The sequence below is a fragment of the Bordetella muralis genome (genome assembly GCF_054781015.1).
On the sequence record NZ_BAAGVF010000001.1, the window covers coordinates 158154 to 182941 of the forward strand.

Consider the following 24788-nt stretch of genomic DNA (forward strand, 5'->3'; position numbering starts at 1 on the left):
TGTGGTGCTGGTGGCGAGCAAACCAAAGCCAGCTCCCGCAGAATATTCAATAATATTTGGCTTGGCCCAAGGGGCGTGTCTTAAAGCGCCGATGAACCCAATAGTACTGGCTGGGGCAACGCCGGACCCAGCCTTCGATGTGCTGGTTCAAACGTGCCGTGGCTTCCTCCAGTGTGCCTTCGCCAGGGAAGTCTGCCAACGGCGGCATGACTTCGACGTGATATCGGCCCGTATCGGGATCCCAGAAATCGATCACGGGCACGACCGCCGCGTCCCATTTGCGAGCCAGTTGGGCGGTAGCCTCGAGCGTGGCTGCCGGTATGCCAAAAAAAGGCACAAACACCGCGCCCTGGCGGCCAAAGTCCATATCGGGCAGGTAATACACCGGCCGCGGCGCGCGCAGATGGCGGATCAGATCGCGCACGCCATCTTTGCGGCTCACGAGGAAAACCTCGTTGAATCGGCCGCGGCCGTTACGTACCAGGGTGTCCACCGCCGGATCGCTCTGAGGCGTGTACATGGTGGCGCTGCTGGGCACATCCATCGTCAAGCGTGTCGCGGCCGCGTCCAGCGCCACAAAATGCGGCGCCAGCAGCAGGACCCGCCGGCCCTCGGCGATCAAGGCGTTGATCCTCTCGGCGCCCTCGGTGGTCACCATTTCGCGTATGGCCTCGGGCGTGCCGTACCACAGGACGCCTCGGTCTACGATGGTCTGTGCCAGCGCGCGGAAATGCGCCCGCATCAAGCTCTCCCGTTCTGCCTCGGAGAGCTCGGGAAAGCATAGTTGCAGGTTCAGGCGCACGATGCGCACGCGCGAGCGGGCCAGTTTGCGGGTCAGCCAGCCGAGTCCAGCACCTATGTGTTGGCGGGTGGATGGTCGGATGCGGCCGAACCAGGCGAATAACGCGTTCAGGGCTCGCAGTTTGAAATCATTCATGAGAGTCAGCCCCGGGGGATGCGGACGAGGACGGCTTGTCGGACGCCTGGGGTCCAGGCATGGGCGGAACGGGCGGCGCACCGCGCGGGGTCTTGTAGCGGTTGTAACTCCACAGGTATTGATGCGGCATGTGGCGAATCACCTTTTCCATGGCGGCATTGAATAAGGCGGCCTGGGCTTGTGGATCCTGTGGCAACGGGTCGGGCACGCGCGAGAAATGGACGCGCCAGCCTCGGCCTTTCGGCAGGCGTTCGCCCGTCACGACGATCACGGCGACCTGGGTTTGAGCAGCGAGCTTGCCCGGCAATGTCATGGTGTACGCCATGCGTCCGAAAAACGGCGCCCAGACGCCGTCGCCTTCGCCAGGCGCTTGGTCGGGCAGAAGGCCGACGGCTGTGCCTCGGCGCAAGGCGCGCACGAACTCGCGTACGCCCTGCATATTTGCGGGTACTGCCTTCAGGCCGGACGTGTTACGTGCGGTATCGAGCAATGGCGCAAAGGCCGCCATGCGAGGCGGTCGGAACATGACGGTCATCGGGATGTGGCACGCCACTGCCACGTAGCGGGCCGTGATCTCGAAACAGCCGAGATGCGGTGTCAGGAACAAGATGCCCCGATTTTCGGCCAAGGCAGCCTCGACGACGTGAACGTCGTCCGAAACCGTCTTGGCGAGGCTTTCTTCACCGCGGAACCAGACCTTGGGCATTTCCATCATCATGGCGCCGGTTTCGGCGGCTGCCCGACGGGCAAATGCGGGATCCGGATAGCCCGCCTGGGCGGCGTTGGCCTGCAGGCGTTGCCGGTAGCGCCCCGGGAACGCGTAGATCAGGCGGCCCAGCACTCGTCCTGCCACGTGCAAGACAGGCAGGGGAAGCAAGGCAACGGCGCGAAACAAGGCAAGCAGCATGCGGGTCGGATCATGTGTCGCAGCGTGAAACCCACGGTGCGAAGTCTCTACAGATAAGCGTATGAATTCATGCCATAAGCATGGACCCGGCATTTTCGCCTAAAATGCGTTCTGTCGCCGAGTTAACCGACAACTTGCGGGGCGACGCCTGTTGCGCGCGAGCGTTTCGGCAAAATCCGCTAAAGCGTCGCGCCCAGATCCTTATCCATTCAGGTTCAGATCCGCGCGCAACGCGCCTCGTTAAACCTGTGTGCCGGCTTTGCCGGTCTCGTAAGGACGTACCCGTGGCCAGTAACGATTTTCTCTTTACCTCTGAATCCGTCTCCGAAGGGCATCCGGACAAGGTCGCCGACCAGATTTCCGATTCCATTCTTGACGCCATTTTTACCCAAGACCCGAATGCGCGCGTCGCTGCTGAGACGCTGTGCAATACCGGGCTTGTCGTGTTGGCTGGTGAAATCACCACGACCGCCAACGTCGACTATATCCAGGTCGCGCGCGACACCATCCGCCGCATCGGTTACGACAATACCGATTACGGTATTGATTACAAAGGCTGCGCGGTGCTCGTGGCCTATGACAAGCAGTCGCCTGACATTGCTCAGGGCGTGGACCGTACCTCCGAAGACTACTTGAACCAGGGCGCGGGTGACCAAGGCCTGATGTTCGGTTACGCCTGCGACGAAACCCCCGACCTGATGCCGGCCCCGATCTGGTACGCGCACCGTCTGGTGCAGCGCCAGAGCGAACTGCGCAAGGACGGCCGCCTGCCGTGGCTGCGCCCCGACGCCAAATCCCAGGTTACGTTCCGCTACGTCGATGGCCGCCCGGTCGAGGTCGATACCGTGGTGCTGTCCACGCAGCATGCGCCCGAGATCTCGCAATCGTCGATTCACGAAGCCGTCATCGAAGACATCATCAAGCCCAGCTTTCCTGATGGCCTGATCACGCCCAAGACGAAATTCCTGGTCAACCCGACCGGCCGTTTCGTGATCGGCGGTCCGCAAGGCGATTGCGGCCTGACCGGCCGCAAGATCATTGTGGACACGTACGGCGGCGCTTGCCCGCACGGCGGTGGTGCTTTCTCCGGCAAGGATCCTTCCAAGGTTGACCGTTCGGCTGCGTATGCTGCGCGCTATGTGGCCAAGAACATCGTGGCCGCTGGCCTGGCCCGTCAATGCCAGGTACAGGTCAGCTACGCCATCGGCGTAGCCGAGCCGATCAACATCACGGTCTATACCGAGGGCACCGGCGTGATCTCCGATGATCAGATCGCCAAGCTGGTGCGCGAGCACTTTGATCTGCGTCCCAAAGGCATCGTCAACATGCTCGACCTGCTGCGCCCGATCTACACCAAGACGGCGGCTTACGGTCACTTTGGCCGTGCCGAGCCCGAGTTCTCTTGGGAAGCCATCGACAAGGCTCAGGATCTGAAGAAAAGCGCGTAAGCCCTTTATGCGCTGATCTGACGGCCACCCTGCGAGGTGGCCGTTTCGTTTATGGCCGGAGAGTGTCAGAGGCCGCTTTGGGTCGAATAGCGGCGGGATGTCCTGGCGTCTTTGATACTAGATCCACACATCGTTCTGTGCGGTTCGTTCTCCAGTTTGTTCCCCTGTGTTGAACACGCCGCGAGGCTCGATCAACATCAGCTTGACTTCGTGTTCGGCGTACGGCTTGTGCTCGGTTCCTTTGGGAACAATGTACAGCTCTCCCTGCCGCAGCAAAATGTTGCCGTCGCGGAAATCAATACGCAACTCGCCTTCGAGGACGAGGAAAGCCTCGTCCGTGTCGGCATGCGTATGCCAGATGAAGTCGCCTTCCAGGCGAACGATCTTGAATTGGTAGTCGTTCATCTCGGCCACGACCTTGGGTGACCACTGTTCGTTGAAAAGCGTGAATTTCTGGGCGAAATTGATCGGGTGGTGATGACGGGCAGCGGGCGCCGTGGTCATGTTGGAATCCTGATGAATAGACGGGAATCAGCATGTTAGGAGCGTGTCTGCGGCGAATCTTGCACGATCGTGCAAGTCGGCGTCATGGATTTACCGTGACTGTTTTATTCGTGTCATCCATCGAGCTGGAGGGACGCCGTACGCGGCAGTGAACTGGCGCGCCATGTGGCTTTGATCAAAAAAGCCGGCCGTCAGCGCCGATTCGGCGATGGTTTGGCCCGACCGCATCAACTGCCGTACGCGATCGAGGCGGCGCATGGTCAGATAACGATACGGGCTGGTGCCGTAGAGCGACCGGAAATCCCGGCACAACTGCCAGCGGTCCATGCCACTGACTTGCGCCAGCGCATCCAATGTGATGGTTTGCTCCAGGGAATCATGGATATAGGCTCGGGCGCGTTCCACTGCAATGAAGTCAGGATGGCGCCGCATACGGCGCTGCCCGGCTACGTCGATCAGGGCCTGTGCCAGATCATGCAGCGCGTCGTCTTCTTCCATGGGATCGACGCCGGCGTCCATGTCTCGAAGCAATGGCGCAAGCGCACTGCGAAGCCGAGGGTCGCCAGACAGGCCGCCTTCGACGAACGGCAGCGGTTTGCCACCGAGAATCTGCTGGATCAAGGAAGGCTCGATGTACACCATCCGGTAATGAAAACCCGCCTCGGTCCCCGCTTCGCCGTCGTGCAGTTCATCGGGATGCAACACCAGAATGGTGTTCGGCAGGCTATGGCGCTGCGCGTGGCGATATTGAAAACTCTGCACGCCGCCCAAGGTCAAGCCGATGGCGTAGGTATCGTGCCGATGCGGCGTGTAACCATGCCCTCCGAAATAGGCTTCGATACGTTCGAGGCGTCCTGGCTGGCTAGCGTGCTTTACCCAATCGCGAGGCGTCGTCGTCTTGGCCATTTTGCACGTTCCACGTCTCACTATCCCTTGCGACGCGGATATCCCTGGGCACGAATCCGGTGCCACACAATCTGTTTTTCTTCTTCGGTCATGAAGACCCAGTTGGAGACCTCCATGGCCGTGCGGCCGCAGCCGCGGCAGATCTCGTCGAACAGCGTGGAGCAGACTGCCACGCAGGGGGAGTCGGTCGCAACAAAAGCGTTTTGCGACGGTTCTGCGTCGCCAGGGGCAACAGTGTCGCCGTCAGAGGTGGATAGGGTGTGACTCATCAGGCGCAGCTTAGCATCCGCGGTGCGTCCCTTTTTGCAAGGCCCTGACGCAGGGTCGGATAAGCACGTACGCAATGGCGGGATTATCCGGCCCGGTTACGCTGGAGCCGCTCAGTTAAACAACTGTCGCGCTTCTTCCACAATCAACTCTGGTATTTCCTCGGCCAGATAATGCGCACCGGGCAAGGCACGGCCCGCGATATCGTCGGCGACGGCGCGCCATAGTCCCAGCACGTCGAAATTCTGTCCGACGGCGCCGCGCTCGCCCCAGAATACGCGCACGGGCATGCGCAGGCGTTCGGCTCGTGCACGGCCGTCACGGTCGTGTTGCAGGTCGATGGTGGCTGAGGCGCGGTAATCCTCGCAGATGCCGGTGGCCCAGTTCGGCAGCTGGGCGCAGCGTTCGTATTCGGCCAATGCCTCGGGTGCGAATAGCGCCAGGCCCCCAGGCCGGCTGCCCATGACGGAGCGGATATAAAACACCGGGTCATGTTCGATCATGGTTTCGGGAATCGGCGCGCGTTGAATGAGCCAGAACCAATGGAAATACGCTTGTGCAAAGGCACGCGTGGTGCCTTCGTACATATCCAGAGTGGGCGCGATATCCAGCAACATCATGCGCTGCACGCGCGCGGCATGATCCAGCGCCAGACGATGTGCGACACGCGCGCCGCGGTCGTGAGCCAATACATCGAATTGCTCGTGGCCCAACGCACTCATCAGCTCGGCCATGTCGCGCGCCATCTCGCGCTTTGAATGCGCGGCGTGAGCGGATGTGGCCTCGGGTTTTTCGCTGTCGCCGTAGCCGCGCAAATCCGCGGCGATGCAGGTGTTGGTTCGAACCAGATCGGGCCAGACGCGATGCCAGATGACGTGCGTCTGCGGGTGGCCGTGCAATAGCAGCAGCGGTGGTCCGTCGCCCTGGATGCGGGCGGCTATGCGCACGCCATTGACCACAAAGGTTTGCAAAGGCAGATCGAATAGGGAGTCAGTCACGTGCGTTCCAATTTCAAGGCATACAACAATACACGGCCAATCGCGTGTCAAAGCACCAAAGGTTCCTTAGTTGGGTTCGATGCCGGCGGCCTGGATGACACCGGCCCAACGCTTCATCTCGGCAGCAACCATGTCGTCGGTTTGGCTCGGGGTGGAGATCAATGGCTCAAAGCCTTCTTTTTTCATGCGTTCGATCACCTCTGGTGAACGCAACGCATCGCCCAGCTTGGCATTCAGCGTGTCCACCACCGCCTGGGGTGTGCCCGCTGGCGCACTGATCACAAACCACGTGTTGAATTCGTAATCAGGCAGCCCCGATTCGGCGATGGTCGGCACATTGGGCAAGAGCGGAGATCGGGTCTTTCCCGTCACGCCCAGAGGCTTGAGCTTGCCGCCATCAACCTGCGGTTTTGCGGCCGACAGCACGGGAAAGCTCATCTGCACTTGGCCGCTGATCGTGTCCAGCATGGCGGGGCCGCCGCCTTTATAGGGCACGTGCAGGATTTGCGTTTTGGAGACGGACTTGAATAGCTCTGCCGCCATGTGGAAAGTGCTGCCGGTTCCGGCCGAGCCAAAGCTCAAGGCATTGTCGGGCCGCGCGCGAACGTACGCCAGCAGCTCGGCGACGTTGTTGACCGGCAGACTATTGGTCACCGTCAGCACATGCTGCGACGTCGCGATCGTGCCTACCGACCGCAGATCCTTCAGCGTATCGAAAGGCATGTTCTTGAATAGCGACGGATTGATCGCCAACGACATCGTGTTGATGGCGAGCGTGTAGCCATCGGGTTGTGCGCGTGCCACGGCCGCCATGCCGATATTGCCGGACGCGCCTGCGCGGTTTTCCACCACCACGCTTTGCCCCAACTGCTTGGCCCAGGCATCCGCGATCAAACGTGCAGTGATGTCGACGCTGCCTCCGGGTGCGAATGGCGCAACCAGCGTAATGGCGCGTTCAGGGAACGTCTGTGCCGAGGCGGATGTCGCAACGATACAGCCCGCGGCTGATACGACGGCGCAGAAGATCTGTCGGGAAAGCAATGACGTCATGGATGTCTCCTTGGGGCCGCGAACATGGCACGGCTGTGGTTTGATGTTGTGCAGCCAGTGTATAGGCCAAGTTTGTTCTTATAATTAATAAATAAATAAACCGTTATTTAAAATAATTTAATAATGGACTGGCTCAGACGCCTATGAATGCCATCTCTGACTTGGCGTTTTTTTCACTGTTGGTGAAACACGGCAATTTATCGGCAGCGGCACGCGAGCTCGGCTTGACGCCGCCAGCCGTGAGCACTCGGCTGGCCAATCTGGAACGCCGGCTGGGCGTGCGGCTGCTCAACCGCACCACCAGACGGGTTACCGTCACGCACGAGGGCGAGCGCTATCTGGCCGAAGGCAACCGCATCCTGGCTGACCTGGAGGCACTGGAGCGCAACATCGCCAGCGGCCAGGCCCAGCCCCGGGGGCTGCTCAGATTGAATGCCACCTTTGGGTTCGGCCGCGCCCACATCGTGCCGGCGGTGTCTGATTTTTCGCGCGCGTTTCCCGAGGTCGAGGTCCAGATGCGTTTGACGGATCGTCCCGTCAACCTGTTGGACGAGGGTTTTGATGTCGCTGTGCGTTTTGGCGACATCCCCGATGCCCGGCTCACCGCGCGCAAGATTGCGTCGAACCGGCGGCTGCTCTGTGCGTCGCCCCGTTATTTACAGACAGCGGGCGAGCCGCGTGCGCCAGGCGATCTGTCGCGTCACCGTTGCATCGTGGTACGCGAAAATGACGTGGCCTATGGTACGTGGCACCTGCGCAGCGGACAGCGTGTGGAAACCGTCAAAGTGCGCGGTCCGCTGAGTTCGAACGACGGCGAGAGCGCGCTGCAATGGGCTTTGGATGGCCACGGTATCGTCATGCGATCCGAATGGGAGACCGCGGCGTATCTGCGTTCAGGACGATTGCGGCAGGTCTTGTCCGACTGGCATACGCCGCCGGCCGACATCCATGCCTTATATCCGGAACAGCTGAATCTGCCCGCCAAGACCGTGGCGTTCGTGGATTTTCTGGTGCAGCGTTTCGCCGGCCATGTCCGGCCGCCTGGCAGCGACCGGGACGTGTGGTAAGTCCTCGTCTTGCAGTCGTCATATTTCTGTCTTTGACGTGTCACATTCAGCAGGCTAAATCGCGGGATCGATGACTTTCGCGCTGGGGATACCTATGCGTATCGTTTTGGTTACTGACGCCTGGCCTCCGCAGGTCAATGGCGTAGTCCGCACCTGGACCACCATGCAGCGCCTGCTGACGCAATGGGGACACGAATTGATCGTGGTCAATCCCAATGGCGCCCCCTCGGTGCCCGCGCCGTCCGAGCCCGAGTTGCGCCTTTGTCTGACGCCGGGCCGGCAATTGCGGCGCATCCTTGGTGATACCGTGCCTGATGCTTTGCACATCGCTACTGAGGGGCCGCTGGGCCTGGCGGCAAGGCGCATGGCCTTGCGCAAAGGGTGGCGGTTCACTACGTCGTTTCACACGCTGTTTCCGGATTATCTGCAGGCACGGATGGGCATTCCCGCATCGCTGCCTTGGCGATTCATGCGCTGGTTTCATCGCCCATCGGCTTGCGTGCTGGTGCCGACGCCCACCGTACGCGATATTGTGGCGGCTCGTGGGTTGGCAAACCTGCGGGTATGGTCGCGCGGCGTGGACGCCGCGCATTTTCGTCCGGGCAAGCGAGATGCGTTCGAGGATCTGCCGCGGCCGATTTTCCTGAACGTGGGCCGCGTGGCTCGTGAAAAGAATCTGGATGCGTTCCTGTCGCTGGATCTGCCAGGCAGCAAGGTGGTGGTCGGCACGGGACCCGATGAGGCTCGGCTGCGCAAAGCCTATCCCAACGTCCGCTTCCTGGGCATGCAGCCCGATGCGAAACTCCCGGCTTACTACTCGTCGGCCGACGTCTTCGTATTCCCCAGCCTGACAGACACGTTTGGCCTGGTAATGCTGGAATCCATGGCCTGCGGTACCCCTGTTGCCGCATTCCATACCGAAGCGCCGCTGGCGGTGATCGATGCCGGCGCCACGGGGTTCGTGAATGACGACCTGGCAATGGCGTGCCGCCAGGCGCTGGAACTGGACCGTACGGGTGTACGCGAGGGGGCATTGAAGCGTACCTGGGAAAAGATCGCGCAGGATCTGCTGCAGGCATTGGTGCCTTTGACGCCGGCGGGCGAGGCTGCGTGGCCCATCTCGGCAAATTCGGCGGCAACCAACTCACTGACCCCGCAGGTGTAGGGCGGCTCTGCCGCTTTTTCGCCGCTTGGTTGCATCCCTCGTTGCACCCGGTACAATTCGTCTCAGTCCTGAGGAGCGCTGCGACGATCCCCGGTTTGTCCCTGTCGGGGCGGCCAGGCGGGTTGCCAGGCTCAGGAATCTCACCAGACGTCGCCCAGGCGGCGTCCAGCAACGGCGCTCACCTTTGTCGCAGCAGGCAAAGGCGGGCGCCTTTTTCATGATTGGGTGTTCCGTACGGTTGCCTGCGACAAGCACTGCCGTTGATATCTAGGAGCACTCACCACATGACTACCACCCCCGATTTCCTCGTTGCCGATATTGCGCTGGCCGGCTGGGGCCGCCGCGAACTGGCGATCGCCGAAACTGAAATGCCAGGCCTGATGGCCATCCGCGAAGAATTCGCCGCCAGCCAGCCGCTCAAGGGCGCACGCATTGCCGGCAGCCTGCACATGACCATCCAGACCGGCGTGCTGATCGAAACGCTGGTGGCGCTGGGCGCCGAAGTCCGCTGGGCATCGTGCAACATTTTCTCGACCCAGGACCACGCTGCCGCCGCGATCGCCGCGACCGGTACGCCGGTGTTCGCCGTCAAGGGCGAGACCCTGGAAGAATACTGGCAATACACGCACCGCATTTTCGAATGGCCCGAAGGCCGTCATGCCAACATGATCCTGGATGACGGCGGCGATGCCACGCTGTTGTTGCACCTGGGCGCACGTGCCGAGAAAGATATCTCGGTCCTGGCCAAGCCGGGCAGCGAAGAAGAGCGCGTGTTGTTCGCGTCCATCAAGGCGACGCTGGAACGCGATCCCAAGTGGTATTCCACCCGCTTGGCCGAAATCAAGGGCGTGACCGAAGAAACCACCACTGGTGTGCATCGTCTGTACCAGATGTCGCAAAAAGGCGAGTTGGCATTTGCCGCCATCAACGTCAATGACTCGGTCACCAAGTCCAAATTCGACAACCTGTATGGCTGCCGTGAATCGCTGGTCGACGGGATCAAGCGCGCGACCGATGTGATGGTCGCCGGCAAGATCGCCGTGGTCGCCGGCTATGGCGATGTGGGCAAGGGTTGCGCGCAGGCGCTGGCCGCCTTGCGCGCCCAAGTCTGGGTGACCGAGGTCGACCCCATCTGCGCCCTGCAGGCTGCGATGGAGGGCTTCAAAGTCGTCACCATGGAAGAAGCCGCTCCGCTGGCAGATATCTTCGTGACGGCCACGGGCAACTATCACGTCATCACGCGCGCACACATGGATGCCATGAAAGACCAGGCCATCTTGTGCAACATCGGCCACTTCGACAACGAAATCGACGTCGCTTCGGTGGAAGGCCTGCAATGGGAAGAAATCAAGCCGCAGGTCGATCACATCGTGTTCCCTGACGGCAAGCGCATCATTCTGTTGGCCAAGGGGCGTCTGGTGAACCTGGGCTGCGCCACGGGCCATCCTTCGTTCGTGATGTCGTCCTCGTTTGCGAACCAGACCATCGCACAGATCGAATTGTTCACGCGTAACGACGCGTATGAGCGCGGCCAAGTGTATGTGCTGCCCAAGCAACTGGACGAGAAGGTCGCTCGCCTGCACCTGAAGAAACTGGGCGTGAAGCTGACGACGTTGCGTCAGGATCAGGCCGATTACATCAATGTGCCGGTCGAGGGCCCCTTCAAGCCCGAGCACTATCGCTATTGATCCTGTAGCACAATAGGTGGATGCTTAAGGCCTGTGCATAGACCGCACGGCGCTACCCTGATGGGCAGCGTCGCTGCAACGGGTTATGCCAGGCTTGCTGTATCGCTGCGCCCCCGGGCGCGGCGGATTTCGCCTACCTGTGGGCGCCTTATCGGAGAGAGGACGATGACTTTGATCTTAGTTTGGCTATTGAACGCGGTGGCCCTGTTGATAGTGGCGTATCTGTTGCCAGGCATCACAGTGGCCAGTTTCGGCTCGGCGCTCGTTGCCGCGCTGGTGTTGGGTTTGCTGAACATGCTGGTCAAACCGGTGTTGGTGCTATTGACGTTGCCGATCACGATCGTCACGTTGGGCCTGTTTCTGCTGGTGCTCAATGCCCTGTTGTTCTGGCTGGCTGGCTCGATTTTGCGAGGCTTTCAGGTCAATGGGTTCTGGTGGGCCGTGGGGGGCGCCATTTTGTACAGCATCATTTCCGGCCTGCTTTCGCGGCTGATTCCCTGATTCCGATTTCCCCTCTTTGATTCTCTAATGACCGGATCTTCCACTGCGGCCCTGAGCCTGGAGTTTTTCCCCCCGCGCGATATCGCCGCCCAAGAGCGGTTGGTACGCGCGGCCAAGCAATTGTTGGCGATTCAGCCTCGCTACGTCAGCGTGACGTTCGGGGCGGGCGGATCAACGCGCGCCGGCACGGCCGACACCGTACGCATGCTGCAGAACCTGGGATGCGATGCGGCGCCGCATTTGTCCTGCATTGGAGCTACGCGTGATGACCTGAGAGGGATTCTCTCGGCCTATCGCGAGCAAGGCGTGCGGCGGCTGGTGGCATTGCGTGGGGATCTGCCTTCCGGCATGGGGGGCGACGCTGGCGAATTGCGTTATGCAGCCGACCTGGTCGCCTTTATCCGTGCAGAAACGGGCGATGCGTTTCACATCGAAGTCGCTGCGTATCCGGAAATGCATCCGCAGGCGGCGAGTCCGCAGGCAGACTTGAATCACTTCGTGGCCAAGGTCAACGCCGGGGCGGACGCGGCGATCACGCAGTATTTCTTCAATTCCGACGCGTATTTTGACTTTGTCGATCGAGCTCAGGCCAAAGGCGTCACGATTCCCATCGTGCCGGGGATCATGCCGATTACCAACCATACGCAACTGGTACGTTTCTCCGAAATGTGCGGTGCCGAGATTCCGCGCTGGATACGGTTGCGGTTGGCGGAGTTCGGGGACGACAAGGCGTCGATTCGGGCGTTTGGCGTAGATGTAGTGGGTGAGTTGTGCCAGACCTTGCTGGATAACGGCGCGCCTGGCCTGCATTTCTATACGTTGAATCAAGCTGAGGCGGCGTTGGGGATTTGGCGGGAGCTGGACCTGACTGCGGCGCGCTAGATCATGCGTTTGCTCGCATTATCTTGTGGCTATGTTTCACACAGCTCGTGATCCACACCATTTATGCATGCCACCATTGTGAGTCCCGGCTGGCGGCCCAGGCTGTGCTGGCCCGTAGAGCCCGCCGAACCTGCCTTGTCAGGCGGGGGGCAGTCGGCTGGGCATGTTTGAGCGCAGCGTAGCGGAGCGAGTTTGCCCAGCCGCCCCGCCTGGCGAGGCAGGTGAAGGGAAGTCTGGCCGCGCAGGCGGCCAGACCGGGCGATAGGGCCAGCGCAGCCTGGGCCGCCAGCCGGGACGGTTTAATAGAGATACTGCATCGACATCGACCACACGACGTAGACGCACCACATCACGTCCACAAATCCCGCATTCAAGACGCTTGCGACTTCCCCGGATCCTGCGCGACAACCTGCAATGGCGCCGGACTATTCGGCTCCACTCCGTTCGGCGTCAACCGATGCGGCTGATGCAGCCGACCCGCCGCAGCCAATGACCCTGAAGCCCCCGCATCCGTCCAGGTCGGATCGTCGATCTCGGTGAACACTTGACGCAGCCGTTCACCCCAGGTCTTGCGTATCATCCGAAAGTATTCGTTGTCTTCGTCAATATGCGTGAAATGCGTCACACGCAGCGTATCTGTCTCGTAGACCAGCAGATCCAGCGGCAAGCCGACAGAGATGTTTGATCTCAACGTCGAATCCATAGAGATCAGCGCGCATTTCGCTGCCTCATCCAGCGGCGTATCAGGGCGCAGGACGCGGTCGAGGATCGGCTTGCCGTATTTGGCTTCGCCGATCTGCACATACGGACAGTCCGCGCTGGCTTCGATGAAATTGCCGGCGGAATACACCTGGAATAGCCGGCCGCGCTCAGCGCCGATCTGGCCGCCAAAAATCAGATTGATATTGAAATCGACGCCATGCTCACTCAAGGCCTCGGCATCACGTTCGTGAACACGACGTACAGCCTCGCCGACGCGGCGGGCTGCCTCGTACATATCCGGTGCCGACCAGAGCGAATCCGGGCTGTCGCTATCGAGCTGAGCCAACAGATTCACCACGGCTTGGCTGATAGCCAGATTGCCCGACGTGAGCAACACCATGACGCGATCGCCCGGCTGCTCGAATACGTTGAGCTTGCGGGCGATGCTGACTTGGTCCACGCCCGCATTGGTGCGTGAATCGGAGAGAAAAACCAGGCCCGAATCCAGGCGGGCGGCAACACAGTAAGTCATGGTGAGTCGGTGAATAACAGCTAGCGTATTGTAGGGGGAGAAGAACGAGTCTGGCGGCGCGGCGTCAGGCTCGTTTTGTCCCCCTTTATTTTGTTGATGCTTTAGTCGTTAACCGGCAACAGGTCAGCCGCGTAGTCCTTGCTACTGGGCCTGTTGGCGAGCCGCCTGGACCTGTACCGACACCGTCATCGACTCCTCGCCGCCACCGTGCCGGACACCGCGCACGGGCGAGGCAGAATCGTAGTCCCGTGCCACGGCCAGCCGGCAATGGCAATCTGAGGCGAATTGGCGATTGGTGATGTCCACACTGGTCCAACCTATATCGTCCAGCCAGACATCGGCCCATGCATGGCTGGCTGCATGCTCGGCTTCGGTGTACAGGTAGCCGCTGACATAGCGGGCGGGCACGCCTATGCCGCGTACGCAGGCCAGGAACAGATGAGCGTGGTCTTGGCAGACACCGTGGCCCAGGGCCAGCACCTGATTGGCGGCCGTGGTCACGTCCGTCGTGCCGGGTTCGTACGCCACGCGGTCGCAAATGGCGCTGGCCAGCCTCAGCGCATCATCGGCGGTACGCAGACCCTGAGGCAACGTTGCGTGGACGAAATCCTGAATGGTGTCATCGCTTTGCGTCAATGAGGTGGGTACGCAGAAGGCGTGGACGGGCAGACGGTTTTCTTCGGGATGCAGCCGTCCATCACGCAATGGGTCGATTTCGACCTGGCCGGTGACGCATAGATCAATGCTGTCGTGGGCGTTGGACAAGGTCAGCATGTGTGTGATGTTGCCGTAGGCGTCGACTTGCTGTTCGAGTGGGCCAGGGGCGTCGATGCGCCAGCGCACGGCACGCTGATGATCGTCCAGGCGCGGTGTCAGGCGCAACGCCTGGATGCTGTAGCTGACCGGTGCCGTGTAGCGATATTGAGTGACATGTCGAATGAGATGTTTCATGGGGGCTCCGGGTGCTATGCCGCCAGCGGCACGAGAAAGTCTTGGCTGATACGGTTGCCCAAGTCGTTGATGCGCTCCAAAAAGCGTTCCAGATAGCGGTGCAGGCTGCTATGCAAAATGTCCTCGATACGCCCGTAGCGCAGTTCCGCATACAACAGGCCCGCACGGCGCTCGGTTTCGGCGGAGCGTTGGTTGGTCACGCGCGCCAGGTCTTCCGTCAATGCTTGAACCGAGGCCAATAGCGAACGTGGCATATCGGGACGCAGGATCAGCAATTCCGCAACGCGATCAGGGGTGATGACGTCGCGGTAGACCTTGCGATAGATCTCCAGGCCCGATACCGAGCTCAGCAGCGATGCCCAGCGATAGAACTCACTGCTGCGCGCAGCGAGATCCTCTTGCTCTTCGTGAAACTTCACATCCAACAGTCGCGCCGTGTTGTCGGCTCTTTCCAGGTGCATACCCAATCGCAGGAAATGCAGCGCTTCGTCATCCAGCATCGTGCCGATGGTGACACCACGCACCAAGTGAGCACGAAATTTCACCCATTCAAAAAATTCGCCCGGATTGCGTTCGGGCAAGTGGGCCTGCAAGTGTTTCTGCAGTTCCAGCCACGTCGTGTTGTACGTTTCCCAGACCTCGGTCGTCAGGCTGCCACGCACCGCACGCGCATTTTCGCGAGCTGCACGCAGGCAGGAATAGATAGAGGATTGATTCGTCGGCTCGCGCACGAGGTAATGCAGCACGTCCAGCGGCGTGACCGCTGGATAACGCGCGTCGTAGTCGTGCTGCAGTTCGGAAATACGCAAGACGGCGCGCCATAGACTGTCGCGGGCGTGAGCGTCCTGGGGCATGAGCGACATCTGCAAATTGACGTCCAACATGCGGGCCGTGTTCTCGGCCCGTTCGATATAGCGGCACATCCAGAACAAGTTGTCGGCGGTACGGCTCAGCATAGTCATTCTCCCAGTACCCAAGTGTCTTTAGTGCCGCCGCCTTGGCTGCTGTTGACGACCAGCGAGCCTTCGGTCAATGCGACGCGGCACAGGCCTCCGGGCACAGTGCGAATATCCTTGCCGCACAGTACATAGGGACGCAGGTCAACATGTCGGGGTGCGACGCCAGACTGCACGTACGTCGGAATCGTCGATAGCGCCAGAGTGGGCTGGGCGATGTAGTTGCTGGGGCGGCTGCGAACGCGTTCTTTAAAGGCCTCTACCTGGGCGCGTGTCGAGGTGGGGCCGACCAGCATGCCGTAGCCGCCTGCACCATGCACTTCCTTTACGACCAGCTCGTGCATGTGCGTCAAGACATGCGACAGTTCGTCGGGCCGCGAACAACGCCACGTCGGGACATTGGACAGAATGGGTTCTTCCTGCAGATAAAACCGGATCATGTCGGGCACGTACTGGTACGTGGATTTGTCATCGGCAATACCTGTGCCGATGGCATTGGCCAACGTGACGCGCCCGGCGCGGTAGACCGAGAGCAGTCCCGGCACGCCCAATGCCGAGTCGGCGCGAAACGACAGGGGATCCAGAAAATCATCGTCCACTCGACGGTAGATGACATCGACACGGCGCGGGCCTCGCGTGGTGCGCATGTACACCGTGTTCTGGTCTACGAAGAGATCCTGACCCTCGACCAGTTCCACGCCCATTTGTTGTGCGAGGAACGCGTGTTCAAAGTAAGCCGAGTTGTACATCCCCGGCGTCAACACGACGACAGTGGGGGCGTCGTTGCTGCGTGGCGCGACCTCGCGCAGGTTGTCCAGGAGCAGATCGGGATAATGCGCGACGGGCTTGACCTTGAGGCTGCTGAAGGCCTCGGGCATCAGCCGCATCGACATTTTGCGGTTTTCCAGCATGTACGACACGCCGGAGGGAACACGCAGGTTGTCTTCGAGGACGTAGAACTCTCCAGCGCCAGCGCGCACGATATCGACGCCGGCAATGTGGCAATAGATGTCTTCGGCGACGTCCACGTCCTGCATTTCCGGGCGGTACTGCGCATTCAAAAAGACCTGCTCGGCCGGCACGATCCCCGCGCGTACGATGTCATGACCGTGATAGATATCGCGGATGAACATATTCAAGGCGCGTACGCGTTGCGTCAGGCCGGCCGACAGATGGGTCCATTCGTCGGCGGGAATGATGCGGGGAATGAGATCGAAAGGGATCAGCCGTTCGGTGCCTGCCTCGTCACCGGCTACGGAAAACGTGATGCCGACGCGGCGGAAACTGAGATCGGCCTCGATCTGCCGCGCCGCCATGGCGTCGGTGGATTCCTGAGTCAGCCATTGTGAAAACCCCGCGTAGTGGGGGCGTACCAGGCCCTGGGCGTCGACCATTTCGTCATAGGCCGCCGACGGGGCGGGTTGTGCATGCAGCATGGGCTCCTCCGTATCCTGTGCGGGCCTGCCGCGTGATCCGGATGGAGCCTGCGGCCCGACAGGGGGCGCTGGGTGCGTGCGCCATATCAAACTGATAAGCAACCCTTGTGCCAGATCTGACCGGGCCTGATACGGCCCGCGCCTGTGCTTTTCCCTTGTAGCAGAGGAGGTATGGGAGGAGTGAGAGGGTTGCCCCTAAGGTAAATTCACGCACCATGGTGGTGCGTGCACCAATTCAACGCAGCACAAACGATCCCACGACGCCGCCGGAGGGCGCACTCGGTCCCAGCAGTGGCGGCTCGGGCAGCCATCCATCGGGCGTCAGAATGGCGTCCAGACGTTCGTCGTGGGAGGCCGGCTGGTAGTCCTCGTCCAGCAGCCCCTCGTTCCAGGCAATGCCGATAGCGGTGAACTCATGGCCGGTTTGCCGCAAGTCGGCCAGCGTCCGGTCGTAATAACCGCCGCCATAGCCCAGGCGGTCGGCTTGATCGGTATAGCCGAGCGTGGGGACCAGGATGACGTCGGGACGCAGCGCCGGCCGATCGGCTGAGGGCTCCTGGACATTAAAGGGGCCGCACTCCAGCGTATCGCCAGGTGTCCACGCACGAAACTCCAGCGGGGCGTCTTTGTCACGGATCGCCGGCAAGGCGATGGCAATACCGGCGTCTGCCCATTGTTGCAGCAATGGACGTAGATCCGGCTCACCTGCCAGAGGCCAGAAGGCCGCAACGGTCGAGGGCGCCTTTGTTCCCTGTCTGGCCGATTGTTCCCGTACCGCATTGAGCCAAGTGAACAACCGCCCCCGCATGAGGAGGCCGCCGCGGCTGCGTTGCGACTCAGGAATGTCGGTACGGGCTTGCCGTAATCGCGCGCGTAGCGCGACTGCGTTATTCTGTGCAGTATTTTGAGTGTTCATTCGGATCGGCGATGCGGCAGTGGCTTGAATCAAGACGTTATCAGAAATCTGCGGTTCCCGAGTCCCGTCGGGCCGGGATGCCGGGCCGCGTCGATCGACGCGCCAGCCGCTGGCTGCCGGCGCTGGCTTTGATCACCGTTGCGTGTTCGTCCGTGGATGCCCAACAAGGGCATGGCACGCCTGCGGGTCGCGCCCAACCGGCTCAGGCGAGTATTCACATCCCTGCAGTAAAGCTGGCCGGGCTGCCTCCCACGCCGCAGACGTCGGCCTTTCAGGCAGTCCTTGCTGCGCGCGACGCCAACGACCGCAAGCAGTGGTCGGTGCTCGGCATGACCGTTCCACAGGCGCGCGGCGACGTATTGGGCGACTATCCCCAGTTCTGGCTGTTGAACTATCAGGTGTGGAATGCGCCCAGCAGCGCTTTTCCCAAAACCGATGTGATGCGGTTTTTGCAGGAAAACAGCAATACCTATCTAGGCGAACGTCTGCGCGGCAACTGGATCTTGGCCGCGACGCGCCGGGGCGATTTCGAAACCGCCCGTGACTTGGGCGATATCCCGAATGCGGGTTCGCAAACACAATGCGCCATGTTGGAGGCCCGTCACATGACCGGGCAGCGTGCGACGGCGAAACAGGCCTTGGCCGTGTTCCAGCCGGGGAGGGACTGCTGGAACCTATACGATCAGTTGGTCGCCGACGGCGTCCTGGGGTGGGATGAAATCCAACCGCAACTTCGAGAGGCCATCGAGACCAATCGGACAGGCGATGCCCGCAAGTTCGCCGCCTACATCTTCGAGCCCAAAGATCAGAAAGCCTACGATGCGCTGATCAAAAGCCCGATGAAGTGGCTGACCCGCCAAGATCATCAACGAATAGGGCGTAATGAAAAAGAGTTGACCGCCATTGCGTTGGCGCGCCTTGCACGGCAGGACATAGACGTCGCCGACAGCTATTTGCGCCGCGAGTGGGCGAACAATCTGGCCAAATCGGATTTGGCCTGGGTCCGTAGCCAATATGCCTTGATCCTGGCGCTGAATCTCGATAGCCGCGCCGATAGCTGGTATCGCGAGGCCGGCAATACCGTTGCGCTGACCGAATACAACGGCGCGTGGCGCGTGCGTTCGGCGCTGCGTCAGCCCAAAATCGATTGGCGCTGGGTAGAGGACTCGATCGAGCACCTGCCCAAGTCACAACAAGAAGAGCCCGTATGGGTGTACTGGAAAGCGCGTGCCGACGCGGCGCGCGGCCGTCATGAGCAGGCCAAGCGCGCCTACGCCAGCATCGCCGACCAATACCATTTTTATGGGCAATTGGCCTCGGAAGAGCTAGGCCGCAGCATTACGGTGCCAGCGCGGCCGGCTCCCGTGACCGATGCGGAAATGAACGAGGCCCGCGCTAATGCCAGCTTGCGCCGTGCAGTACATCTGTTCCGCCTGGGATGGCGCTCGGAGGCAGTTGGGGAGTGGAATTTCGCCCTGCGCGGGATGTCGGATCGGCAGTTATTGGCTGCCGCAGAATTGGCGCGAGCCGAGGATATCTACGATCGCGTGGTGAACACTTCCGAGCGGACGCAGGACGAAGTCGACTTTACGCAACGCTATATCGCACCGTTCGAGGGCCGAGTGACAGCCCAGGCGAATGCGATTGCCTTGGATCCTGCCTGGGTATATGGCCTGATTCGCCAGGAATCGCGTTTTGTCATGAATGCGCGCTCGCATGTCGGTGCATCGGGCTTGATGCAATTGATGCCCGCCACTGCCAAATGGGTGGCCCGACAGATCGGCATGGCGGACTTCACGCCGTCCAGCGTCAATGATTTCGATACCAACACCAAGCTGGGCACCAACTACCTGAGCATCGTGCTTAATGGCCTGGACGGTTCACAGGTGCTCGCCAGCGCGGGCTATAACGCCGGGCCGGGGCGACCGAAAACGTGGCGCGCGACCCTGTCGCACCCGGTAGAGGGCGCCATTTTTGCAGAGACGATTCCGTTCACGGAGACGCGCCTCTATGTCAAGCACGTGCTGTCCAACGCGACCTACTATGCCGCGCTGTTTTCTGGTCAACCGCAGTCGCTCAAAGCGCGTTTAGGGCGCATCGAGCCAACCAGCGCCGTACGTACCGCCGAGGTGCAGTGATGGCGTCGGCGAGCTCGACGGCCATGTCCGTGGCCGCCGCCGTTCAAGGGTTGGCTGCGGATCCTGTTGTGACAGGCTTGCAGGTGTATATCGTGGGCGGGGCCGTGCGTGATGCGTTGCTGGGCCTGCCTGCCGGGGACCGCGATTGGGTGGTCGTCGGGGCAACACCGGAGGACATGGCGCGCCGCGGGTTCACTCCGGTGGGTGGCGATTTCCCCGTCTTCCTGCACCCGCGCACCAAAGAGGAATACGCATTGGCGCGCACCGAGCGCAAGTCGGGGCGCGGTTATAAGGGTTTCACCTTTTATACCGGCGCCGACGTGACCTTGGAACAAGACCTGCAACGCCGCGACCTGACCGTCAATGCGATTGCCTGCACGCCGGATGGACATCTGCATGACCCTTTGAATGGGGTGCATGATATTCAGGCCCGTGTGCTGCGGCATGTCGGTGACGCGTTTGCCGAGGATCCGGTGCGGATCTTGCGCTTGGGGCGTTTTGCCGCGCGCTTTGGCGATTTCGCGGTCGCAGATGAGACCCTGGCTTTATGCCGCCGCATGGTCGCCGCCGGCGAGGCCGACGCGTTGGTCGCCGAGCGTGTCTGGAAAGAGCTCTCGCGCGGCCTGCAGGCGAAGACGCCTTCGCGCATGTTGCAGGTCTTGGCCCAGTCGGATGCACTGGCGCGCGTCATGCCGGAACTGCAGCAGATCGACATCGTGGGCAGCGATCTGGATCGCGCGTCGCAAACCCCCTTGGCGGTGGCAGGGCGTTATGCCTTGTTGTGCCGTCTCACCCCGGAACGTGATGCGCTGAGCCGGCGACTGCGCGTGCCCACCGAGTGCGCAGATCAGGCGCGATTGCTGCCGGTATTGCTCGACAGTTTCGACGCGGCAGACGAGGATGCGCAATTGCGTTTGATCGAGCAAACCGATGCGCTGCGCAAGCCCGAGCGATTCATCGCATTGCTGCAGACGGCTGCGATCGTGCATGACGGAGATGATGCGGTGTGGCGATTGCGGCTTGACGCTGCCCGTGCCGTCGATGCAGGCGCCATTGCGCGGCAATGTGCCGCAGACCCGCAGCGTATCAAGAGCGCGGTTCGCGCTGCACGTTTGCAGGCGCTGATCGATTTGTCCCATTAACAGAACGCCCGGCGTCACGTTCAGTTTGATTGGAGTCGATCACACGATCGACGTAGGAATTGATGCGGCGTCGCCGAGCCTGCGATGCCGCGCAGTGTATTGCGCCGATATCAAAGCGCAGCCAATCGATCCGCGCGCTTGAATCCTTGCAGCGGTGTTGTGATGCCGCGTCCCACTGCCAGCACTTTGAACAATTCTCCCATCTCCGATTCGCTCAGCAGCTTTTGTACGGGGGCGATGGCCTGCGCATAACTGCGCGCGTCGGCAGGGTCGTATTGCGCCAGCAGTTCCGTCAGTCCGCCGTTCATCAGAAATCGTGCCTGCGAGGTATAGCCCAGTACTTGCAAACCGGCCTCATGCGCTGCATCCGCCATGGCGGTGAAGTCAACGTGTGCCGTGATGTCTTGCACGCCAGGGGCAATCAACGGATCCGCGTGAGCGTGATGGTGCAAGTGGCACATCAGCGTGCCGCCCGCCCGCTGCGGGTGATAGTACTCATTGCGTGGAAAGCCATAGTCCACCAGCAATGCAGCGCCATGCGCCAGCCAGCGGCCCATCGCGCGCATCCATGCCTCGGCTTGCAGGTTGATCTCGGAGGTATACCCAGGCAGACTCGGCATACGAGCCGCGACCGCTTGGGCAAGTTCGAGGCTGGCGGGGCGGTCTTGCCAGATGAAATCACCATTGGCGTCCAGGGCCACGCCACGTTCCAGTACAGCGGCGTCCGAGCTCCAGCAAAAGAGCGATACCGGCATGGCGTCGAGCACTTCGTTGGCCAACACACAGCCCGAAAAACTGTCTGGCAAGGCGTCCAGCCATTGGACCCGGTCACCGTATGGTGCCAAGCGCGTCTGTTGGCGTGCACGCAGATCGGCAGATACCTCGATGATGCGATATTGAGCGGGCAGGCCGATGCGATCGAGCTCGCTCAAGACACTGTCGGCAAGCGCGCCAGTTCCTGCACCGAACTCCAGCACCGTGCTGGTCTCCGTGTCGTTCAGTATTTGAGCGACTTGCCGGGCCAGCGTGTTGCCAAACAGCGGCGTGAGTTCCGGGGCCGTCACAAAATCGCCTTGGGCGATGGGAATGCCGCGCGCATCCGTGGCGGCGGTAGAGGCGAGCTTGATCGTCCCCGCTGTGTAATACCCGAGGCCCGGCGCATACAGTGCTTGCGCCATCCATTGATCGAACGGCAACCAGCCGCCCGATGCCTCGACGGCGCGTCTCAAATGCGCAGCAGCGCGTGCGCTGTGCTGCGCGCTGTCAGGGTCCAGTGCAGGTAGGGAAGAAGAGGCCGGGCGATGCATGAACGTGATCCGTTACTCCGAGGACCCTTGGCATCCATGCCAAGGACGAAAGGGGCGCAGTGGCAAGACTGCGGGATTATCGGATTGTCCCATGTCGGGGGCATCCGCACGGCGTACGGGGCCGGAATGTGACACTGCCCACCGTGCCGTCAGAAACGGCGAGGCGGGCAGTGTGGAGGCCGATCACGAAACGGCAGCTAATACAGGAGCCGTTTCTTGATGCGCGCCAGCGACGTCACGGATGCCGTCGCGGACGTCGTCGTGAACTTAGTCGCGACGTGCGCCGGCGGGCTTGCCAAAGCGCTTGCCGGGGCCGCCGTCGCGTTGGGCGAACGGTTTGGACGAGGGACGAAAACCGCTGGGACGGCGCTCTGCGCCGCGGAATTCGCCTTCGGCGTGGGCACGGGGGCGGAATTCACCACGGGCTTGAAACTCGCCACGAGGTTTGAACTCACCGCGTTGGCCGTCGCGTTGCGGACGGTCGCCAAAACCGGCGGTCGGTTGGGCATCGCGTTCAGCACGCCAGTCACTACGTTGCGGACGATCACCGAACGAGCGGGCAGGACGGGCGCCTGCGGGACGCTCGTCACGGCCGCGCCAGCCGCCTTCACGCGGTTGGAACTCACCGCGCGGACCGCTCGAACGCGGTTGGAAGTCGCCACGGGGCTTGAACTCACCGCGCGGCTGGAATTCGCCGCGGGGTTTGAATTCACCACGGGGCTGGAATTCACCGCGGGCCTGGAAATCGCCACGGGGCTTGAACTCGCCACGCGGTTGGAATTCGCCACGGGCGCCGCCTTCGCGGGATTTATGCTCGCCACCGCGCCAGCCGCCTTCACGGGGACCGTCAGCACGGGCGCCACCGTGGCTGCCACGGCCTTCGCGGAAGGGGCGATCGCCACCACCGAAGCCGCCGGGGCGCTTGCCAAAGGGTTTGCCGCCACGGCCAGCGCCGCCGCCAGTAAAGGGGCGCGGCGTGCGCTTGGGTTCCAGACCGGCGATGGTTTCCGGCGTGATGGATTGGCCGATGTAATGCTCGATGCGGCGGACCTTGTGGCGCTCGGAGTGCGTCGCCAGCGTGAATGCCTGACCATCGCGGCCGGCACGGCCGGTACGGCCGATACGGTGCACGTAGTCTTCGGCCTGCATCGGCAGATCGAAGTTGACGGCGTGGCTGATGCCTTGCACGTCAATACCGCGCGCTGCCACGTCGGTTGCAACCAGAATACGCAATTGGCCGCGTTGCAACTGGGTCAACGTGCGTGTGCGTTGGCGCTGGTTCATGTCACCGTGCAGCGCTGCAGCGGCAAAGCCCTGGTCGGCCAGGCGGTCGGCCAGATCGTCGGCGCCGCGCTTGGTGGCGGTAAAGACGATGGCTTGATCCAGTTTGGCATCGCGCAGGACGTGATCCAGCAATTGCATTTTGTGGCTGGCGTCGTCGGCGTACAGCAGGCTTTGCGTAATGTTGGTGTGCTTGTCTTTCTGGCCAGCGATTTCGATGCGTTGAGGCTCACGCATCATGGCTGCGGCCAGCTTGGCCACGGTGCCATCCAGCGTCGCCGAGAACAACAACGTTTGGCGTTCTTGGGGCAAGCGGGCGACGATGGTTTCGATGTCCTCGATAAAGCCCATGTCCAGCATGCGATCGGCTTCGTCCAGCACCAGCGTGTGGACCGTGTTCAGCTTGACGCGGCCGGCCTTCAGGTGATCGAGCAAGCGGCCCGGCGTGGCAACCAGCACGTCGACACGACGCGACAGGGCTTTCAGTTGGGCGCCATAGGGCATGCCGCCTACTACAGTGGCGGTACGCAGGCCAGGCAGATTGCGGCCATAGGAGCCCGTGGCTTCGGCGACTTGCAGAGCCAGTTCGCGGGTAGGTGTCAGAACCAATACCTGCACGCCTACGCCCTTGTTGCCGGGCTGGCCAGCAATGCGGTTCAACGCAGGCAGCATAAAGGCAGCGGTCTTGCCGCTACCCGTTTGCGAGGACACCATCAGGTCATGGCCGGCGAGCGCTTGAGGAATCGCGGCGGCTTGAACAGGGGTGGGGGCGGAGAAACCGGCTTCTTGGAGGGCCGACAACAGAGTAGGAGCGAGACCCAGCGTTTCAAAAGACATTACTTGTCCTTGCCGCGTAAAGCGGCGCATGTGCCGGGATAGCCGAGATTAAATAGCGGCGAGATCCGGGCGACGGTTGATGGAGCATCGGGCCGACCGGATCAACCGTGCGCACGGCGCGTTTTCTGAAACGCGAGGCGGAAGGAAAGGAGGTCAGGAATCGATGGTGTTCGGCATAAGGTCGGGCAACATTCCCCGACAAACTATGACTGCGAATACCAATCGCGCAATTACACGCGTATGAAATGCCAGAACAATTTTGTGCAGTGC

General features: G+C 61.5%; 22 protein-coding genes and 1 riboswitch. Of the genes, 8 read left to right on the forward strand and 14 right to left on the reverse strand.

Annotated elements, in window-relative coordinates; genetic code table 11:
- Positions 1-46 precede the first annotated feature (46 nt).
- Positions 47-937, reverse strand: coding sequence for a lysophospholipid acyltransferase family protein (locus tag ACYVIT_RS00790; protein WP_415808938.1), 891 nt, complete (start codon positions 935-937; stop codon positions 47-49).
- On the reverse strand, positions 930-1844 hold the full coding sequence (locus tag ACYVIT_RS00795; RefSeq protein ID WP_415808937.1) for a lysophospholipid acyltransferase family protein: 915 nt from the start codon (positions 1842-1844) through the stop codon (positions 930-932). Before ACYVIT_RS00795 ends, ACYVIT_RS00790 begins: the two co-directional genes overlap by 8 nt.
- A 284-nt stretch (positions 1845-2128) precedes the next feature.
- Here ACYVIT_RS00795 and metK point away from each other — a divergent pair, with 284 nt between their 5' ends.
- Positions 2129-3292, forward strand: coding sequence for a methionine adenosyltransferase (gene metK / locus ACYVIT_RS00800; protein ID WP_415808936.1), 1164 nt, complete (start codon positions 2129-2131; stop codon positions 3290-3292).
- 117 nt (positions 3293-3409) lie between these two features.
- Here the strand turns inward: metK and ACYVIT_RS00805 are convergent, their stop codons facing one another.
- From ACYVIT_RS00805 to ACYVIT_RS00825, 5 genes are all read right to left on the reverse strand, one after another.
- Complete coding sequence (locus tag ACYVIT_RS00805; protein WP_415808935.1) at positions 3410-3796, reverse strand: cupin domain-containing protein; 387 nt, start codon at positions 3794-3796, stop codon at positions 3410-3412.
- A 90-nt stretch (positions 3797-3886) separates the two neighbouring features.
- A complete protein-coding gene (locus ACYVIT_RS00810; protein WP_415808934.1) occupies positions 3887-4702 on the reverse strand; it encodes an AraC family transcriptional regulator in 816 nt (271 codons plus the stop codon).
- A 20-nt stretch (positions 4703-4722) separates the two neighbouring features.
- A complete protein-coding gene (locus ACYVIT_RS00815; RefSeq protein ID WP_415808933.1) occupies positions 4723-4971 on the reverse strand; it encodes a DUF1289 domain-containing protein in 249 nt (82 codons plus the stop codon).
- Positions 4972-5082: 111 nt separating this feature from the next.
- A complete protein-coding gene (locus tag ACYVIT_RS00820; protein WP_415808932.1) occupies positions 5083-5967 on the reverse strand; it encodes an alpha/beta fold hydrolase in 885 nt (294 codons plus the stop codon).
- Between the two features lie 66 nt (positions 5968-6033).
- Entirely contained in the window at positions 6034-7017 is a 984-nt protein-coding gene (locus ACYVIT_RS00825) for a Bug family tripartite tricarboxylate transporter substrate binding protein (protein WP_415808931.1), read from the reverse strand.
- 143 nt (positions 7018-7160) lie between these two features.
- Here ACYVIT_RS00825 and ACYVIT_RS00830 point away from each other — a divergent pair, with 143 nt between their 5' ends.
- The 5 genes from ACYVIT_RS00830 (at position 7161) to metF (ending at position 12320) form a co-directional block, all read left to right on the forward strand.
- Positions 7161-8084, forward strand: coding sequence for a LysR family transcriptional regulator (locus ACYVIT_RS00830; RefSeq protein WP_415808930.1), 924 nt, complete (start codon positions 7161-7163; stop codon positions 8082-8084).
- Between the two features lie 94 nt (positions 8085-8178).
- Positions 8179-9249 (forward strand): glycosyltransferase family 4 protein, encoded by a 1071-nt coding sequence (locus ACYVIT_RS00835; RefSeq protein WP_094824183.1) that lies wholly within the window; start codon positions 8179-8181, stop codon positions 9247-9249.
- A gap of 64 nt (positions 9250-9313) precedes the next feature.
- Positions 9314-9436: riboswitch (S-adenosyl-L-homocysteine riboswitch) on the forward strand.
- A gap of 97 nt (positions 9437-9533) precedes the next feature.
- Positions 9534-10937: an adenosylhomocysteinase gene (gene ahcY / locus ACYVIT_RS00840; RefSeq protein WP_415808929.1), complete on the forward strand. Its 1404-nt coding sequence runs from the start codon at positions 9534-9536 to the stop codon at positions 10935-10937.
- Positions 10938-11102: 165 nt separating this feature from the next.
- Entirely contained in the window at positions 11103-11438 is a 336-nt protein-coding gene (locus tag ACYVIT_RS00845) for a phage holin family protein (protein WP_094824185.1), read from the forward strand.
- A gap of 27 nt (positions 11439-11465) precedes the next feature.
- On the forward strand, positions 11466-12320 hold the full coding sequence (gene metF / locus ACYVIT_RS00850; protein ID WP_415808927.1) for a methylenetetrahydrofolate reductase [NAD(P)H]: 855 nt from the start codon (positions 11466-11468) through the stop codon (positions 12318-12320).
- A 370-nt stretch (positions 12321-12690) separates the two neighbouring features.
- On the opposite strand, the gene ACYVIT_RS00855 is transcribed toward metF, so the two are convergent.
- The 5 genes from ACYVIT_RS00855 to ACYVIT_RS00875 form a co-directional block, all read right to left on the reverse strand.
- Positions 12691-13554 carry a peptidase gene (locus ACYVIT_RS00855; RefSeq protein ID WP_415808174.1) on the reverse strand — a complete coding sequence of 288 codons (864 nt, stop codon included), beginning with the start codon at positions 13552-13554 and terminating at the stop codon, positions 12691-12693.
- A 141-nt stretch (positions 13555-13695) separates the two neighbouring features.
- Positions 13696-14505 (reverse strand): transglutaminase family protein, encoded by an 810-nt coding sequence (locus ACYVIT_RS00860; RefSeq protein ID WP_415808173.1) that lies wholly within the window; start codon positions 14503-14505, stop codon positions 13696-13698.
- Positions 14506-14519: 14 nt separating this feature from the next.
- On the reverse strand, positions 14520-15461 hold the full coding sequence (locus ACYVIT_RS00865) for an alpha-E domain-containing protein (RefSeq protein WP_415808172.1): 942 nt from the start codon (positions 15459-15461) through the stop codon (positions 14520-14522).
- 2 nt (positions 15462-15463) lie between these two features.
- Positions 15464-16897, reverse strand: a complete 1434-nt coding sequence (locus ACYVIT_RS00870; protein WP_415808171.1) for a circularly permuted type 2 ATP-grasp protein — start codon at positions 16895-16897, stop codon at positions 15464-15466.
- Positions 16898-17132: 235 nt separating this feature from the next.
- Positions 17133-17813, reverse strand: a complete 681-nt coding sequence (locus ACYVIT_RS00875) for a 5-formyltetrahydrofolate cyclo-ligase (protein WP_415808170.1) — start codon at positions 17811-17813, stop codon at positions 17133-17135.
- A gap of 11 nt (positions 17814-17824) precedes the next feature.
- On the opposite strand from ACYVIT_RS00875, the gene ACYVIT_RS00880 reads away from it, so the two are divergent.
- Positions 17825-19951 carry a lytic transglycosylase domain-containing protein gene (locus ACYVIT_RS00880; protein ID WP_415808169.1) on the forward strand — a complete coding sequence of 709 codons (2127 nt, stop codon included), beginning with the start codon at positions 17825-17827 and terminating at the stop codon, positions 19949-19951.
- Entirely contained in the window at positions 19951-21093 is a 1143-nt protein-coding gene (locus ACYVIT_RS00885) for a CCA tRNA nucleotidyltransferase (RefSeq protein ID WP_415808168.1), read from the forward strand. The genes ACYVIT_RS00880 and ACYVIT_RS00885 overlap by 1 nt, the downstream gene beginning before the upstream one ends.
- 110 nt (positions 21094-21203) lie before the next feature.
- On the opposite strand, the gene ACYVIT_RS00890 is transcribed toward ACYVIT_RS00885, so the two are convergent.
- Together ACYVIT_RS00890 and ACYVIT_RS00895 are read right to left on the reverse strand one after the other, a co-directional pair.
- Positions 21204-22400, reverse strand: a complete 1197-nt coding sequence (locus ACYVIT_RS00890) for a class I SAM-dependent methyltransferase (RefSeq protein WP_415808167.1) — start codon at positions 22398-22400, stop codon at positions 21204-21206.
- A gap of 267 nt (positions 22401-22667) precedes the next feature.
- Positions 22668-24518: a DEAD/DEAH box helicase gene (locus ACYVIT_RS00895; protein WP_415808166.1), complete on the reverse strand. Its 1851-nt coding sequence runs from the start codon at positions 24516-24518 to the stop codon at positions 22668-22670.
- Positions 24519-24788 lie beyond the last annotated feature (270 nt).